This window comes from Nodularia spumigena CCY9414, assembly GCF_000340565.2.
GTDB lineage: Bacteria > Cyanobacteriota > Cyanobacteriia > Cyanobacteriales > Nostocaceae > Nodularia > Nodularia spumigena.
The window spans coordinates 4180702-4197912 of sequence record NZ_CP007203.1; the positions used below are offsets into that span (position 1 = coordinate 4180702).

The 17211-nt window shown below is 42.1% G+C and carries 14 protein-coding genes and 1 pseudogene; 11 read left to right on the forward strand and 4 right to left on the reverse strand.

All coding sequences use genetic code 11. The annotated features are described in order from the left end of the window. Positions 1 to 146: 146 nt before the first annotated feature. The 6 genes from psaA to NSP_RS18325 all read left to right on the forward strand — a co-directional run bounded on the left by psaA (position 147) and on the right by NSP_RS18325 (position 8006). A complete protein-coding gene (gene psaA / locus NSP_RS18300; RefSeq protein ID WP_006194486.1) occupies positions 147 to 2405 on the forward strand; it encodes a photosystem I core protein PsaA in 2259 nt (752 codons plus the stop codon). A 132-nt stretch (positions 2406 to 2537) separates the two neighbouring features. After that, on the forward strand, positions 2538 to 4769 hold the full coding sequence (gene psaB, locus NSP_RS18305) for a photosystem I core protein PsaB (protein WP_006194485.1): 2232 nt from the start codon (positions 2538 to 2540) through the stop codon (positions 4767 to 4769). Positions 4770 to 4944: 175 nt separating this feature from the next. Then, positions 4945 to 6084, forward strand: coding sequence for a hypothetical protein (locus tag NSP_RS18310; RefSeq protein ID WP_006194484.1), 1140 nt, complete (start codon positions 4945 to 4947; stop codon positions 6082 to 6084). Positions 6085 to 6092: 8 nt separating this feature from the next. Continuing rightward, complete coding sequence (locus tag NSP_RS18315) at positions 6093 to 7427, forward strand: hypothetical protein (protein WP_006194483.1); 1335 nt, start codon at positions 6093 to 6095, stop codon at positions 7425 to 7427. A gap of 82 nt (positions 7428 to 7509) precedes the next feature. Next, positions 7510 to 7740 (forward strand): DUF433 domain-containing protein, encoded by a 231-nt coding sequence (locus tag NSP_RS18320; RefSeq protein ID WP_006194482.1) that lies wholly within the window; start codon positions 7510 to 7512, stop codon positions 7738 to 7740. A 5-nt stretch (positions 7741 to 7745) separates the two neighbouring features. Further along, on the forward strand, positions 7746 to 8006 hold the full coding sequence (locus tag NSP_RS18325; protein WP_197538889.1) for a DUF5615 family PIN-like protein: 261 nt from the start codon (positions 7746 to 7748) through the stop codon (positions 8004 to 8006). Between the two features lie 206 nt (positions 8007 to 8212). On the opposite strand, the gene trpB is transcribed toward NSP_RS18325, so the two are convergent. Further along, entirely contained in the window at positions 8213 to 9454 is a 1242-nt protein-coding gene (gene trpB, locus NSP_RS18330; RefSeq protein ID WP_017804315.1) for a tryptophan synthase subunit beta, read from the reverse strand. Between the two features lie 237 nt (positions 9455 to 9691). On the opposite strand from trpB, the gene NSP_RS18335 reads away from it, so the two are divergent. Together NSP_RS18335 and clpB are read left to right on the forward strand one after the other, a co-directional pair. After that, positions 9692 to 10033 (forward strand): translation initiation factor, encoded by a 342-nt coding sequence (locus NSP_RS18335; protein ID WP_006194479.1) that lies wholly within the window; start codon positions 9692 to 9694, stop codon positions 10031 to 10033. Between the two features lie 602 nt (positions 10034 to 10635). After that, entirely contained in the window at positions 10636 to 13254 is a 2619-nt protein-coding gene (clpB, locus tag NSP_RS18340) for an ATP-dependent chaperone ClpB (RefSeq protein WP_006194478.1), read from the forward strand. A 247-nt stretch (positions 13255 to 13501) separates the two neighbouring features. Here the strand turns inward: clpB and NSP_RS18345 are convergent, their stop codons facing one another. Both NSP_RS18345 and NSP_RS18350 read right to left on the reverse strand, forming a co-directional pair. Further along, complete coding sequence (locus NSP_RS18345) at positions 13502 to 14077, reverse strand: DUF924 family protein (protein ID WP_006194477.1); 576 nt, start codon at positions 14075 to 14077, stop codon at positions 13502 to 13504. A gap of 5 nt (positions 14078 to 14082) precedes the next feature. Then, positions 14083 to 14643: an SRPBCC family protein gene (locus NSP_RS18350; RefSeq protein WP_173403305.1), complete on the reverse strand. Its 561-nt coding sequence runs from the start codon at positions 14641 to 14643 to the stop codon at positions 14083 to 14085. A gap of 392 nt (positions 14644 to 15035) precedes the next feature. Between NSP_RS18350 and NSP_RS18355 the strand changes: the two genes are divergently transcribed. The 3 genes from NSP_RS18355 to NSP_RS18365 all read left to right on the forward strand — a co-directional run bounded on the left by NSP_RS18355 (position 15036) and on the right by NSP_RS18365 (position 16787). Continuing rightward, positions 15036 to 15230, forward strand: a complete 195-nt coding sequence (locus tag NSP_RS18355; RefSeq protein WP_173403279.1) for a hypothetical protein — start codon at positions 15036 to 15038, stop codon at positions 15228 to 15230. A gap of 32 nt (positions 15231 to 15262) precedes the next feature. Continuing rightward, on the forward strand, positions 15263 to 15439 hold the full coding sequence (gene rd, locus NSP_RS18360; RefSeq protein WP_006194474.1) for a rubredoxin: 177 nt from the start codon (positions 15263 to 15265) through the stop codon (positions 15437 to 15439). Between the two features lie 109 nt (positions 15440 to 15548). Beyond that, the gene (locus tag NSP_RS18365; RefSeq protein WP_006194473.1) at positions 15549 to 16787 is read left to right on the forward strand and encodes a BaiN/RdsA family NAD(P)/FAD-dependent oxidoreductase; all 1239 of its coding nucleotides are present in this window, start codon (positions 15549 to 15551) and stop codon (positions 16785 to 16787) included. A gap of 245 nt (positions 16788 to 17032) precedes the next feature. Here the strand turns inward: NSP_RS18365 and NSP_RS26080 are convergent. After that, a pseudogene (locus tag NSP_RS26080) lies at positions 17033 to 17164 on the reverse strand (sugar transferase); the annotation flags it as partial. Positions 17165 to 17211 lie beyond the last annotated feature (47 nt).

A 17211-nucleotide genomic window follows, 5' to 3' on the forward strand; every position in this document is an offset into this window, starting at 1 on the left:
ATGCACCTGTAATGAGTCTATAATTCAACAGAAACAAACTTCCACATAGATTCTTCATCACTGCTTCAGGAAATTCTGTAGTTTGCGACTAGGTTTAACTTTGTGGTATTTATGATTCCTCATTCCTTACTAAGAGAGGAGGTCGAATGACGATTAGTCCTCCGGAGCGAGAGGAAAAGAAGGCAAGAGTCATAGTTGATAAAGATCCTGTTCCTACCTCATTTGAAAAATGGGCAAAACCAGGACACTTCGACAGATCCTTAGCCAAAGGCCCCAAAACCACCACCTGGATTTGGAACCTTCATGCCCTCGCCCATGACTTTGATACACATACAAGCGATTTAGAAGACATTTCTCGTAAAATCTTCGCGGCACACTTCGGACATTTATCCGTAGTAGCGATTTGGTTAAGCGGGATGTTATTCCACGGCGCTAAATTCTCGAATTACGAAGCCTGGTTAAGCGACCCATTAAATGTGAGTCCCAGCGCTCAAGTTGTATGGCCCATTGTGGGACAAGACATTTTAAATGGTGATGTCGGCGGTGGATTCCGCGGTATTCAGATCACCTCTGGCTTGTTCCAAGTATGGCGCGGCTGGGGCATCACAAGCTCATTCCAGCTTTATGTCACAGCTATTGGCGGCTTGGTATTAGCAGGATTGTTCTTATTTGCTGGTTGGTTCCATTACCACAAGCGCGCTCCTAAACTGGAATGGTTCCAGAACGTGGAGTCAATGCTGAATCATCACTTGGCAGTATTGCTAGGTTGTGGTTCCTTGGGATGGACTGGACACCTAATCCATGTGTCAGCACCAATCAACAAACTTTTGGATGCAGGTGTAGCTGCTAAAGATATACCTTTACCCCATGAGTTAATCCTGAACAAAGACTTGTTGACAGATTTGTATCCCAGCTTTGCTAGTGGGTTAACACCATTCTTCACCTTGAACTGGGGTCAGTATGCTGACTTCCTCACCTTCAAGGGCGGTTTGAACCCTGTAACAGGCGGCTTGTGGATGACCGATATTGCCCATCACCATTTGGCGATCGCGGTTCTGTTCATCATTGCTGGTCATATGTACCGTACCAATTGGGGTATCGGTCACAGTATTAAAGAAATCCTGGAAAACCATAAAGGTCCCTTCACAGGAGAAGGTCATAAAGGTTTGTATGAAAACCTGACCACATCCTGGCACGCTCAGTTGGCAACTAACCTTGCTTTCTTGGGTTCACTGACGATCATCATTGCTCACCATATGTACGCAATGCCCCCGTATCCGTACTTGGCAACGGACTACGCAACGCAATTGTGTATATTCACCCACCATATGTGGATCGGTGGCTTCTTGATTGTTGGTGGTGCGGCTCACGCAGCCATATTCATGGTGCGGGATTACGATCCTGTTGTGAACCAAAACAACGTGTTAGATCGTGTGATTCGTCACCGGGATGCTATTATTTCCCATCTGAACTGGGTGTGTATTTTCTTAGGCTTCCACAGCTTTGGTTTGTACATCCACAACGATACAATGCGTGCCTTGGGTCGTCCCCAAGATATGTTCTCCGACTCGGCAATTCAGTTGCAGCCAGTATTTGCTCAGTGGGTGCAAAACTTGCACACCCTAGCTCCTGGTGGTACTGCTCCTAATGCTATAGAGCCAGTTAGTTATGCTTTTGGCGGCGGTATTTTGGCTGTTGGCGGCAAAGTGGCAATGATGCCTATTGCTTTGGGTACAGCGGACTTTTTAGTTCACCACATCCACGCCTTCACCATTCACGTCACCGTCCTGATTCTGCTCAAGGGTGTATTGTACGCCCGTAGTTCTCGTCTGATTCCAGACAAGGCAAACTTAGGCTTCCGCTTCCCTTGCGACGGTCCAGGCCGTGGCGGTACTTGCCAAGTATCTGGTTGGGACCACGTGTTCCTCGGATTATTCTGGATGTACAACTCCCTATCGATTGTGATCTTCCACTTCAGTTGGAAAATGCAATCAGATGTCTGGGGAACAGTAGATGCAGCAGGTAATGTGTCTCACATTACTGGTGGTAACTTTGCTGAAAGTGCCATTACCATTAATGGCTGGTTGCGTGACTTCTTGTGGGCGCAATCTGCACAAGTAATCAACTCCTACGGCAGTGCTTTATCTGCTTATGGTCTACTCTTCTTAGGCGCTCACTTTGTATGGGCATTCAGCTTAATGTTCCTGTTCAGTGGTCGCGGCTACTGGCAAGAACTGATTGAGTCCATTGTTTGGGCGCACAATAAGTTGAAAGTAGCACCAGCAATTCAGCCTCGCGCTCTGAGCATTATTCAGGGACGAGCTGTAGGTGTAGCTCACTACCTCTTAGGAGGAATTGTAACCACCTGGGCATTCTTCCACGCACACATCCTTTCAGTAGGGTAGCAATTCACTTCAGAAGTGCTGAGGGCTGAGGGCTGGGTGCTGAGTGATCAAAGCTCAAAACCTAGTTACTCAAAACTCAGAACTTCAAAAGATGACACCTGATGGCTAAAAGTCAGAGGATTTCTCAAACCTATGGCAACGAAATTTCCAAAATTTAGCCAGGATCTCGCACAGGACCCGACGACTCGTCGGATATGGTATGCGATCGCTACAGGAAACGACTTTGAAAGCCACGATGGCATGACTGAAGAAAATCTTTACCAAAAGATTTTCGCCACTCACTTCGGTCACTTGGCAATCATTTTCCTGTGGGCTTCCAGCCTCCTGTTCCACGTGGCCTGGCAAGGTAACTTTGAACAGTGGATTAAAGATCCCCTTCACATCCGCCCGATCGCCCATGCGATTTGGGACCCCCACTTTGGTGAACCTGCGATTGAAGCATTTACCCAAGGTGGCGCAAGCAATCCTGTAAACATTGCTTACTCTGGTGTTTACCACTGGTGGTACACAATCGGGATGCGGACGAACAGCGAACTGTATACCGGTTCTGTGTTCCTCCTCTTGTTATCAGCGTTATTCTTATTTGCTGGTTGGTTGCACTTACAACCCAAGTTCCGTCCTAGCCTCTCTTGGTTTAAGAGTGCTGAACCTCGCCTGAACCATCACTTGTCAGCGTTGTTTGGTGTTAGTTCTTTGGCTTGGGCTGGTCACTTGATTCACGTTGCTATCCCCGAATCTCGCGGACAGCACGTTGGTTGGGATAACTTCCTCACCACACTGCCCCACCCAGCAGGTTTGACTCCGTTCTTCACAGGTAACTGGGGAGTTTACGCTGCTAACCCTGATACTGCTGGCCATATTTTTAGTACATCTGAAGGTTCAGGTACAGCGATTCTGACTTTCTTGGGTGGTTTCCATCCTCAGACAGAATCCTTGTGGTTGACCGATATGGCTCACCACCACTTGGCGATCGCAGTTATCTTCATTATTGCTGGTCATATGTACCGGACTAACTTTGGAATTGGTCACAGCATCAAAGAAATGCTGAATTCCAAATCCGGTTTAATCCCTGGTAGCAAGAGTGAAGGTCAATTCAACCTGCCTCACCAAGGTTTGTACGACACCATTAACAACTCCCTGCACTTCCAGTTGTCTCTAGCTTTAGCAGCACTGGGAACCGCCACTTCGTTGGTAGCGCAGCATATGTACGCCCTGCCTCCTTACGCATTCATTGCTAAGGACTACACAACTCAAGCAGCGCTGTACACTCATCACCAGTATATTGCTGGCTTCTTGATGGTTGGTGCTTTTGCCCACGCCGCCATCTTCTGGGTACGTGACTACGACCCCGAACAAAACAAAGGCAACGTACTTGACCGGATATTACAGCACAAAGAAGCGATTATTTCTCACCTCAGCTGGGTATCGCTATTCTTGGGCTTCCATACCCTTGGTCTGTATGTACACAACGATGTAGTAGTAGCTTTCGGTACTCCTGAAAAGCAAATCTTGATTGAGCCTGTGTTCGCACAATTCATTCAAGCTGCTCACGGTAAAGTACTTTACGGTTTAGACACATTGCTGTCTAACCCAGACAGCATCGCCTACACAGCTTATCCTAACTACGGCAACGTTTGGTTGGGTGGCTGGTTGGATGCCATTAACTCTGGTACCAACTCCCTATTCTTAACAATCGGCCCTGGCGACTTCTTGGTTCACCACGCATTCGCTTTGGCTATTCACACCACCACCTTGGTACTTGTTAAAGGTGCTTTGGACGCTCGTGGTTCCAAGTTGATGCCCGATAAAAAGGACTTCGGCTATGCGTTCCCTTGCGACGGTCCGGGCCGTGGCGGTACTTGCGACATCTCAGCTTGGGACTCTTTCTACCTAGCGATGTTCTGGATGTTAAACACCATTGGTTGGGTAACCTTCTACTGGCACTGGAAACATCTAGGTATTTGGCAAGGTAACGTTGCTCAGTTTAACGAAAACTCTACATATCTCATGGGCTGGTTCCGTGACTATCTCTGGGCTAACTCGGCTCAGTTGATTAACGGATACAATCCTTACGGCGTGAATAACCTATCTGTTTGGGCTTGGATGTTCCTATTCGGACACCTTGTTTGGGCAACTGGTTTCATGTTCCTGATTTCTTGGAGAGGTTACTGGCAAGAGTTGATTGAAACCCTTGTTTGGGCGCACGAGCGTACTCCTCTAGCTAACTTGGTTCGCTGGAAAGACAAGCCCGTTGCTCTATCCATTGTTCAAGCTCGTTTGGTAGGTCTAGCCCACTTCACTGTCGGCTATGTTGTTACCTACGCGGCGTTCTTGATTGCCTCAACTGCTGGTAAGTTCGGTTAATTCGGCTGCTAGTTTTGTAGGTTAATAAAAGTCCCCTGCCTTAAGGTGGGGGATTTTTTCATGGGTCATTAGGAGAAAGAGAGAAGTTTATTGTCTATGCTTATTCTATTTGAGCTTTATGAAATCAATAAAATAGTAGCCTATAATTTTAGTATCACTAAATATCACTTAATCTATGAAATTCAGAATATTCAGAATAATTGATATTCAAAAAGATACAAATCTGAATTGCTACTCTGTCCTTACAGTAGTTAGCATCCGTGATTTTATAGAATTTGTTACACCTATTCACGGACAGAAAGGCAACCTTGATGAGCAAAGAGAAGTTCTACAAACTAGGTCTGCCAAAATTATTCGTAATCAAATGGTGGAAGATTTGCAAAAAGGAGGAATATTACCTCCTATAGTATTAGGAATTATTGATGTTAGCGAAAACATAAAAAAAATCGATGAAGATGTATGTTTGAAATTTTTTGAACCCAAGATTAAAAACAAAGAAGAAAAAGAAAATATTATTACTATTTTAGATGGGATGCAAAGAATACAAGCATTAAAAGATGCTCTAAAAAAATCAGATATTAATCATAATCTTAGAGTTGAATTTTGGTTTGCTCAAGATGAATCTGCTTTGTTGTATAGAATGTTGGTACTTAATTCTGGTCAAATTCCTTGGGGACTTGATAAACAATTAGAGGTAGTTTTTAAGCCAATTCTTAAAAAATTGAAATATCGTGTTCCTTATTTAGATAAGTTAATCTCACAGAAATTATATACACAGTCAGAAATTGTAGAGATGTTTTTGGCGTTTGCTTCTAGAAAAGTAAGAATTGACAAAAAACAACAATTAGCTGAATATCATGCAGCTTTAGATATTATGAGTCTAATTAGGGAAAAATCGGCACATATTATTGATAAATTTGAAGATATTTTTAAATTGATGACTGAAATTGATCAAATACTTTCAGGAATTGAAGACCGCTATGTTTTCAATAATCAAACAGCAAGAGTTGGATTTATAGTAGCTTGTGCGGAAAAAACTTTTGGGTTATTGGGAAGTAATATTGAGAAAGACTATGCACAGGTAGAGGATAATTTTAATAATATAATTTTTAAATTAGAGAAACTTAAAGGTCAAATTAAAGGTCAAATCAAATTCCAAGACAATCACAAATTTCTTGCTTTAGACCTTTTGAAAGAGAAATTAAGCTCTATTCCTAAAGAAAAACACAGACAAGCCTTTTTAGATGGCTTTAAAGTAATTTTTTCTGAACATGAAATAAACTCTTTTGCTGTTTGCTGGAACAAAATGTACTAAAAATATATATGACAAGAAATAAAACAAGCTCGATTAAAAAAGTGGTAGTAAAAATACAAGCTGTTATTAATACAGAAGAGAAATACACTATTTATGGTGATAAAACGTGTGAAAAATGGTTAGAATTTTTAACTATTGATAATAAAATACGTTTATTTCCTAATTTTTATAGTGCTTGGCTCATTTATGAAAATGAGAATTATTTGGTATTAGTCAATCATAAATTTAAATATCGAATTCCCAGTTTTCTACAAGAAGAAAATCTTAATTCAGGTGCGTGGGTAGCCATTATTGACGAATTAGACCTGCCTCTTACAGGAGATACCGATATATTAAAGGAAATTTTGGGAAGTGAGTGGGACACAAATCCAACAGGATTTAAAGAAGTTAATGTTGATACAGTAATTGGTGATTATAGCCTAAAAGATTGTTTTACAAGTATTTTTTTATATAAAATAATTAACACATTTATTCATAAAGAAGAACTAAATCAAATTACAGGTATTGTGCTAACTGAAAGTGAAAGTTCTTGTTTGCTACCATATAGTACAGAAGTTTTACAAGAGTTTAAAAATACATTTGGAAGAGGGAATAAATATATTCCTTTTGAAAATATTGTGGCGAGTTATGTAGCCTCAGATTTCAAGTTTGCTTATTTGGACTTGTATAGGTGCATAGAAGGACTACAACCTCTTTATTTCTTAAAAGATTTTTATGATAAATTTACATTGAAAGGTAAATCTGTTCAAGACTTTTATATTGATTTTTATGAAACTACAAAATTAGAACCTAAATTAGAAGATTCTTTAAAAAAGCTACTCGCATCAATAGATATAAATTATCTATATGCCGACAAGCCAAATGGCAGTGCTAGTTCTTATTTGTATAAGCTGAGAAATCAAATTGTTCATTTGCGTCCAAAGCAATCTAATGATTTAGTACCCAAATCTATTGATATTTGGAATTTCTTAATGTTAGATATGCTAATAATAATTCAAAATCTATATACAGCTAATGAAGACTTATTAACTCTACAAGCCTCATCTAAAGAAGCAGAAATAGAAGCTACTTTCACAGCACTTGCTAATCAGTGGCATGAAGAAAATCGTGGTGTATCATCAACTAACCAAATGTGTATGCACCCAGCTTATCAACAAATTATAGGAATGGGTGAACCTGTTATACCTTTACTACTTAGAGAATTAGAAAAAAACTCTGGATGTTGGTTTTGGGCATTAAAATCTATTTCCAGAGAAGATCCTGTATCTCCAGAATCCAGAGGAAATACAAAAGAAATGACTCAAGCATGGCTTGAGTGGGGAAAGCAAAGGGGCTATAGGTAGGTAACAAGGCTTAGGCGCTAACTATGTAAAAAAATTATTGATCGTGATTTTCCCAAATCTTATTTACAAGCAAACCCAATATATGAAAAACTGGCAAGAACGCATTAGTATTAATCCTCAAGTGTGTCACGGGAAACCATGTATCAAAGATACACGTATCATGATATCAGTTATTCTTGATAACCTTGCTGATGGACTGACCTTTGAAGAAATAGTCAAAGATTATCCACCACTAACTTTAGAAGATATCAAAGCGGCTATTGCTTATGCAGCACAACTAACTAGGGAAGAGGAACTGTTACCACTGCGATGACAAAAATGTTAGTGAAACTTGACGAAAACATGGCACAAAAACACGTTGAGTTTTTACAACAATCTGGTTATAGTGCTGACAGGGTAACAGATGAGGGACTATCTGGTGCAAAAGATGAAGTTGTTTGGCAACAAGTCTGTGCTGAAGGAAGATTTTTCATTACCCTTGATTTAGATTTTTCTGATGTTCGCCGTTTTCCACCAGGTACGCATCCTGGTATTTTATTATTGCGATCGCGTAATCGTAGCCGTCAAGCTGTGCTATAAATTTTAACTCGCGTTGTAAATGAACAATCTTTAGTAGCTTTAAAGGGTTGTCTTGTGGTTGCAGATGAAATCCAGACAAGAATCCGTCGTCCATTTCCCGAAACATAAATTTTCAAGTCTGTATTTTGGTTGCATTCCCATTTACAGACTTGATTTTTATAGGGTGGACAGTGCCTACCCTAGCGTTATTGATAATGCAATCAGAGTTATTCGGGGATTAAAAACTTGGCTACGGTTTGTACATCCTTATCACCGCGTCCAGAACAGTTAAGTACAATTCGCGGACTACCACTCAGTTGAGGACATAGGGTTTCTAGATAAGCGATCGCATGAGCAGTTTCCAAAGCTGGTATAATTCCCTCTAGGCGAGATAGTCGCTGGAACGCTGCCAAAGCCTCTGCATCAGTCACACTATAATATTCAGCCCTTCCCATATCCTTCAAATAGCTATGTTCTGGCCCTACCCCAGGATAATCTAAACCTGCACTAATGGAATGCGCCTCAATGATTTGCCCTTCTTCATCTTGCAACAAATAGCTCATTGCTCCGTGCAGTACACCAATCTGTCCTTTTGTCAAGGTAGCAGCGTGTTTTTCTGTATTCACACCTTCGCCGGCTGCTTCTACCCCAATTAACCGGATAGAAGACTCATTGACAAACTCGTGGAATAATCCCATCGCGTTGGAACCACCACCCACGCAAGCTATGAGAATATCAGGTAAACCGCCCCACTTTTCCATTGCTTGAACGCGAGTTTCTACACCAATCACAGCATGAAAATCCCGTACCATCATCGGGTAAGGATGGGGACCAGCGACAGAACCCAAAATGTAGTGAGTTGTTTCCACGTTCGTCACCCAATCGCGGATAGCTTCAGAAGTCGCATCCTTGAGGGTTCCGGTTCCCGCTTCCACTGGACGAACTTCAGCCCCCATCAATCGCATTCTGAATACATTCAAGGCTTGACGTTCCATGTCGTGAACGCCCATGTAAATCACACATTCCAGCCCAAACCGAGCGCAAACCGTCGCTGTGGCTACTCCATGCTGTCCTGCGCCTGTTTCGGCAATTACTCTTTTCTTGCCCATGCGCCGCGCCAACAATACCTGACCCAAGGCATTATTAATTTTATGTGCGCCTGTGTGATTTAAGTCTTCACGCTTTAAGTAAATTTGCGCTCCTGTACCATCGGGACGGGCATAATGAGCAGTGAGGCGTTCGGCAAAATACAACGGTGTGGCGCGTCCGACATAATCTCGCAGTAAATCTTGTAATTCTGCTTGAAAACTTGGGTCGTGGCGATATTGCTGATAAGCTGTTTCTAATTCAGCTAAAGCCGGCATCAGTGTTTCCGGGACGTACTTACCGCCAAAGCGTCCAAAGCGTCCAAGGATGTCGGGAACCTGAGTATTTGATAGGGAACTGGGGGAGAGGGGTGTAGTAGTCACGGAAAGTTTTTGATGACAGGATAGATTTAATTATTATAAAAGCATACTCAGCCCTGGCGATTAGAAATCGCGGAACCACCCAAACAAAGTCCGCCTGCGCGGACTAACAGAAAATCAAGGTTTTCAACCCGCGTAGGCGGCCTTCCCTCCGGGAAGACGCTACGCGTCACGCCTGTGTAGCCGTGACTGACCGTCGCCTGGTGCTAAAACTGGAATTTTTTCTTAATCAAACGTTTTATGTCTTCTGATAAATCTTCTAACAAACGCTTTGTTTACCGTGAATTTGGTAATGATAACTCTGCGGCTACCCAAAGAGGGGTTCCGGAATTACCTCCGCAGCAACAAAACCTGAAGGTGGAGGCTTCGCGCAAAGGACGCAAGGGTAAAACTGTGACTGTGATTAGCGGTTTCCAGACTAAACCAGAAGTTTTGACTGATTTAGTTAAACAGTTAAAAAGTCAATGCGGTTCTGGTGGTACTGTGAAAGATAATGAAATTGAAATTCAGGGCGAGCATAAACAGAAAATTTTGGATATTTTGACTAAGTTAGGTTATAAAGCCAAAATTAGCGGTGGATAATGGGTATAGGTTCCCACATTTTTAGTTTGTAAGGGACTTCCAAATAAAAAATACTCAATCACCTAACCCAAAAAAGCTCTCAAAGTCTCATAACTCTGTGTCCTCTGTGTCTCTGTGGTTCCTTTATTTGGATAATTTATTTCGAGTAAGTCCCTAATCGAGTTAGGCCGGGCTTATTATTGGAAAACTGCACCCCTAACCTTGAGTACCATTGCCATGACCAAATATGATCGTTCTACAGTATGCCTAGCTGTATTTGTTTCAATACTGGCTACATTAATTGGTATCAATAATTTGCTTTGGTTCACTCAACTTGTTCACCGACAGATATTCGAGATGGAAAAAAATCCCAATATCCGATAAAAGAAAAATTACATTGTTGTTGATTTTGATGGAATGGATGCTTAGATATGTGTATCGTGTAATGGCAAATAATAATTCAGGATCAGGTTGAGTACAAGACTAGAGGAAAATACCACTTACTGAAGACGTGAAGACCGATCCTGGTATTTCTGTCTGTGTTCCTACAATAACCATATAAAAACAAAACTGGCTCTTGTTCTCTGTGCGCCTCATATTTGGAGTGGTTTATCGAAAAGCTTATGCAACCCACTAATCCTAATCAATTTACCGAAAAAGCCTGGGAAGCGATCGCCCATACCCCAGATATTGCTAAACAATATCAACAACAGCAACTCGAAAGTGAACACCTGATGAAAGCGCTGCTAGAACAAGATGGTCTAGCTAACAGCATTTTAACCAAGGCGGGTGTTGATTTGCAAAAAATCCGCGATCGCACTGAGCAATTTTTCCAACGTCAGCCAAAAGTATCTGGTAGCAGCACATCTGTATTTTTGGGACGAAGTTTAGATACACTATTAGATAAAGCCGATGTCTATCGTCAAGATTTCAAGGACGAATATATCTCAATTGAGCATTTATTGCTCGCTTATGCCAAAGATGACCGCTTTGGTAAGAGTTTATTTCAAGAATTCGGTTTAGACGAAGGCAAGCTCAAGAAAATCATTAAGCAAATTCGTGGGAGTCAAAAAGTGACCGACCAAAATCCAGAAGGCAAATATGAAGCACTGGAAAAATATGGACGTGACCTCACAGAAGCAGCACGGAAAGGTCAACTTGATCCAGTGATTGGGCGGGATGATGAGATTCGCCGCACTGTGCAAATTCTCTCCCGCCGTACCAAGAATAACCCTGTGCTAATTGGTGAACCGGGTGTGGGTAAAACTGCGATCGCCGAAGGTCTAGCACAACGAATTATTGCAGGTGATGTCCCCCAGTCCCTGAAAGACCGCAAATTAATCTCTTTAGATATGGGGGCTTTAATCGCCGGGGCGAAATTCCGGGGCGAATTTGAAGAACGCCTGAAAGCAGTATTAAAAGAAGTTACGGAATCCGGCGGTAATATAGTTCTATTTATTGATGAAATTCATACTGTGGTCGGCGCTGGGGCGACTCAAGGGGCGATGGATGCCGGTAATTTGTTAAAACCGATGTTAGCACGGGGTGAATTGCGGTGTATTGGGGCGACAACTTTAGATGAATATCGCAAGTATATCGAAAAAGATGCGGCTCTAGAAAGACGCTTCCAGCAGGTTTATGTAGACCAGCCCAGCGTCACAGATACAATTTCGATTTTACGCGGTTTGAAAGAACGCTATGAAGTCCACCACGGGGTGAGAATTTCTGATAGTGCTTTAGTTGCAGCCGCTACATTATCTAGTCGGTATATTAGCGATCGCTTCCTCCCAGATAAAGCCATTGACTTGGTAGACGAAGCCGCCGCCCGCCTGAAAATGGAAATTACCTCTAAACCAGAGGAATTAGACGAAATCGACCGCAAGATTTTGCAGTTGGAAATGGAAAAGCTGTCTTTGCAAAAAGAAACTGATGCAGCTTCGCGAGAACGTTTAGAAAGAATTGAAAAGGAACTGGCGGATCTCAAAGAAGAACAAAGAACTCTGACAGCTCAATGGCAGTCTGAAAAAGATATTATCAATAAAATTCAGTCAATTAAAGAAGAAATTGACCGAGTTAGCTTAGAGGTTCAGCAAGCAGAAAGAAATTATGACCTGAATCGCGCTGCTGAGTTGAAATATGGCAAGTTAACCAATTTACACCGCCAATTAGAAACCGCAGAAGGCGAATTAGCCAACGTTCAAAGAACCGGCAAATCTCTATTGCGTGAGGAAGTTACAGAAGCTGACATTGCGGAAATTATTTCTAAGTGGACGAGAATCCCCATCAGCAAGTTAGTGGAATCCGAGAAAGAAAAACTGCTGCATTTAGAAGATGAACTGCACAACCGAGTCATTGGACAAGCCGAAGCTGTGACAGCTGTAGCCGATGCAATTCAGCGATCGCGTGCGGGACTGGCTGATCCTAATCGTCCCATTGCTAGTTTTATTTTCCTCGGTCCCACAGGTGTAGGTAAAACCGAACTAGCCAAAGCGTTGGCAGCATATATGTTCGACACTGAAGAATCTTTGGTGCGAATTGATATGTCTGAATATATGGAAAAACACGCAGTTTCGCGATTAATTGGTGCGCCTCCCGGATATGTAGGTTATGAAGAAGGCGGTCAATTAACTGAAGTAATTCGTCGTCGTCCCTATGCGGTGATTCTCTTCGACGAGATCGAAAAAGCCCACGCTGACGTGTTCAATATCTTACTACAAATTCTTGATGATGGTCGTGTAACTGATTCCCAAGGTCGGACAGTGGACTTCAAAAACGCGATTATTATCATGACCAGTAACATCGGTTCTCAGTATATTCTCGATGTGGCTGGGGAAGCCGAACATTATGACGAAATGCGTCGCCGAGTCATGGAAGCAATGCGAAATAGCTTCCGTCCAGAGTTCCTGAACCGCATTGACGAAATTATCATCTTCCACGGTTTGGATAAAAAAGAACTGCGGCAAATTGTGCTGTTACAAGTAGAAAGATTAAGAGAAAGATTGAGCGATCGCAAGATGTCTTTAAAACTCTCTGATTCATCCCTTGACTTTTTAGCCGAAGTAGGATATGACCCTGTATATGGAGCGCGTCCACTCAAGCGAGCAATTCAGAGAGAATTAGAAACTCAAATTGCCAAAGCTATCTTACGTGGTGAATTCCACGACGGCGACACCATTTTTGTTGATGTGCAGAATGAGCGTCTTTCCTTCAGTCGCTTACCTCTCGAAGTCTTGACAACCTAGCACTGCTTTATACCTGATCTCCCCTCCTCGCTTGCGGCTAAGGTGTACACACAAGTCCAAAAACCTTTCATTTGGTAGGGTGCGTTATGGACTTTAGTCCTAACGCACCGAAATTTAGGATGGTGCGTTGCGCTACGCGACAACACACCCTACAAAAAGAGATTTGGGGTAATTCAATCATTTGTGTGTACACCGTACCGCTTGCACCGGAGGGGCTGGGGGTGGGGTGCTAGATTGTGGTACTAGCCTAAAACCATGAACTTGGTTGCTGTAAAAACTTTTTTTCCGATGCAGTGGAATTACGTCCCAAAATGCTATTGCGATGAGGAAAACGCCCAAACCGCTCAATTATTGCCAGATGAATCAATGACTGTTCAATGGCTTTCGCACTATCACGATCGTGACTCAATTGCTGAAATAGCTTGACACACTGACGCTGATGTGTAAGGTTTTCACTGTGTTCAAAAGGTAAATAAATAAACCAGCGTTGTACAGGCAAAAATTGGTAATCATAGCCTTGTACAACTGCGTGTTGGGCGGCGGAAAGTGCTTCCCAGTCAGTTGCAAAGGCTTCAGGGGTATCACGAAACATATTTCGGGGAAACTGATCCAATAGTAGAATCAGTGCTAAACAGGTTTCGGCTGAATCAATCCAGTCGTCTAAATATCCTGCTGCTGCTTTTTGGTAATCTGGGAGGAACTGATTGCGGATTTGCCGATCAAATTCGGCTGTTTCCCTAAACCAATCAGCCTTTGGTTTGCCATAATCAGGTGCATCTGGATGACCAAACCAAAATTCCAAAATAGTTTTTGCCTGTAACATTGCCTTTATTGAACCTTACATAAAACTTGTCGCATTTTACGCATATTTGCAGGCAATTCAAAATTCATGGCTTGTTGAATGAAAATTGCCGGGATGGGGATATTAGGCGTAGCTTTTACTTGATATGCTAACAAAGTACCATTGCCCAAATCTTTTAAATCTAATATGGCTGTAAAATCCAGAAAACTCCCTTTTTCCATGCGGAACTGAATTTGTTGCCCTAGTAACTCTACGACATTTAGATAAATTTCGACTTGCGCCGTCAAAAATAAAAAGCTTTTCTGTGCTGCTTGATACAGTCTTTTCACTTCTCCTTGGGACAGAACTTGGCTTTTGGTAAGATCAGGAAAATATTGTACCCAGCGAGGGTAATCAGTTAATTGTTGCCATACCTGCGATCGCAATAGCGGTAAATACATACAGGCGGTAACAGATCCACCGCAACCTGTGTGCGATTGCGTTTGCAATAAAATTTCACCCTGCATCAGCGACGATTGCTTGTCTTGACTCCAAGGCATATTCAAACCTCTAATCATCGAGTCTGAGATATAAGAAGACGCAGACATATTAATTTCAGTTACTCCTCAACTTGTCCACCTGTTAGCGCTGAAACGGCGAATCATTAAATAGGATCGAGTCCAACTAACTAAATTCTAGTTTCAGTACCATGCTGCCTAAACCAATCATTTTCAGGAAATTATTCCGAAATTATACAGTAAAAACTGTATTTCTTACCACTGTTTATTAAAACCATAAATTAGGGGCTCGTTAATTTATCTTGTCAACATAAATCTTTAAATCAAAGATGTCCGAAAAAACTGGGTTTATTGCCCATAATTTTACCTAAAAGTCGGAATTTATGATGTAAAACCAGATTTTTTGCGTAGTTGTTGAGAATGATCAAAAATATCAAAATAGAAACAAAACAGTAGTAACCTTGATTGGAGAGGGAAATGAAGTGAATCAATCTTCCTTAAATCGGACATTAACCCAAATTTTTGGCATTCTTCTCGGCATTGGACTAGCTGTTTGGGTACTTAGAGGTTTTGGGATTCTGACGTTTATTCCAGGTGGAGTTATTGGACTATTATTACTAGGGGCGATCGCTGTAGGGGTTCTGAGCTATGTGCAGAGAACCTGGTGGCGCTTGTAGTCTCAATATCTGACTCAAAGAGGTACAAAACTATGGAAGAGTATGTATGTACTGTTTGCGGATACGAATATGACCCCGAAATCGGCGATCCTGATAGCGGTATAGCCCCCGGAACACCCTTTAAAGATATCCCAGAGGATTGGGTGTGTCCAGTTTGCGGCGCGACCAAAGATTTATTTGAACCGCTAGTACCGCAGGGCGGAAGTTAAAAGTCAAAAGTCAAAAGTCAAAAATCAAACAACTGATGGAGTCCCTATTTATGCTTTGCTGTACTAGCCTAGAATTAAATGCCATATTATCATAGAGACGTTTTTTAATTTGTTGCCGTTAAATATTGTAGTTGTTGGGGGTGGTGCTGCCGGATTTTTCGGCGCGATCGCTTGTGCTAAAGTTAATCCTCACGCCCACGTCACGTTACTCGAAGCTAGTCGTCAACCACTGGCGAAAGTTCTGATTTCCGGGGGAGGACGTTGTAATGTAACTCATGCTTGCTTTGAACCAGCCCGATTAGTCCAAAATTACCCCAGAGGTGGAAAAGCTCTCAGAGGTGCTTTCACCCGCTTTCAAGCTGAAGATACAGTAGCTTGGTTTACAGACCAAGGTGTACGTCTGAAAACCGAAGCCGATGGGCGAATGTTTCCCATTACAGATAATTCCGAAACCATTGTGGAATGTCTGATTAAAGCTACAGCCAAATTTGGGGTAGAATTACGCCTGGGGACACCAGTAGTTTCCGCAAAAAAAGTTCACCCAGCAGCAGGATTTGAAATTCTGTTGAAATCGGGAGAAACTCAAAAGTGCGATCGCCTACTATTAGCAACAGGAAGCAACCCTGTAGGCTATAAAATCGCCAGGGAATTTGGTCATCACATTGAACCCCCTGTACCTTCACTATTTACCTTTAATATTCCTGACCCCAAACTCAGGTCATTGGCTGGCGTGAGTGTTCCGACTGTGCAATTACGGTTAGCTGGTACAGGAAAACCCCCACTAGAACAAACAGGGCCATTGTTAATTACCCACTGGGGGATGAGTGGACCGGCTGTCCTCAAACTTTCGGCTTGGGGTGCGAGATTTCTGCACGACAACCGCTATCAAGCTACATTATTAGTCAATTGGCTACCTGATTTCAACCAAGAACAAGTGCGGCAAAAAATCTTAGCAGTTAAGACAGAATGGGGACAAAAGGCGATCGCCTTACATCGTGGTATTGACCTAGCCCATCGCCTCTGGCAATATATTGTAGACCGTGCAGGTATTACCACAGAAGACCGTTGGGCAGAAATATCCAAAACCAAATTAAATCAGCTAGTGCAAGAACTGACACAGGGAGAATATTTAATCAAAGGGAAGGGAGTTTTTAAAGAGGAATTTGTCACCTGTGGCGGTGTCAACCTGAAAGAAATCAATTTTAAGACAATGGAAAGTAAATTAATTCCTGGTCTTTACTTTGCCGGAGAAATTTTAGATATTGATGGGATTACCGGTGGTTTTAACTTCCAAAGTGCTTGGACGACTTCATATTTAGCTGGTAATGCAATGGGAACTAGCGACTAAGCTGCTATAAATAAACAGATAAAATTAGGTAATCTTGTCCTCAAAACCTCAAAATTTCCTAATTTTATCTGCATTACGCTTTTACGTATCATTGTTAGAGTTTGGATGAATTGCCTCAAGTTTTTGATGTTTTATTATTTATCAATACCTTAGCCAAATTACGAGGGTTCAACGGCTGTAGAAGTATTGTGAATACGACCAACAGAGGAAGTGCTTGGCAAAAATATGGGATAATAAAATAGGCTTTGCAGTTTGTCTGCATCAGTTCTCATAGTCCGAAACTTCCAGAGTTGAAATGATTTTCTACTTAATCCTACACGGGTTTGTTTGTAAAATATTGTACCTGGAGAATCTAGTTTGATTGCGATCGCGATCGCTCTTTTGAAAAAAAACTTTGCGATTTACTGAATTTAGGCTAATAATA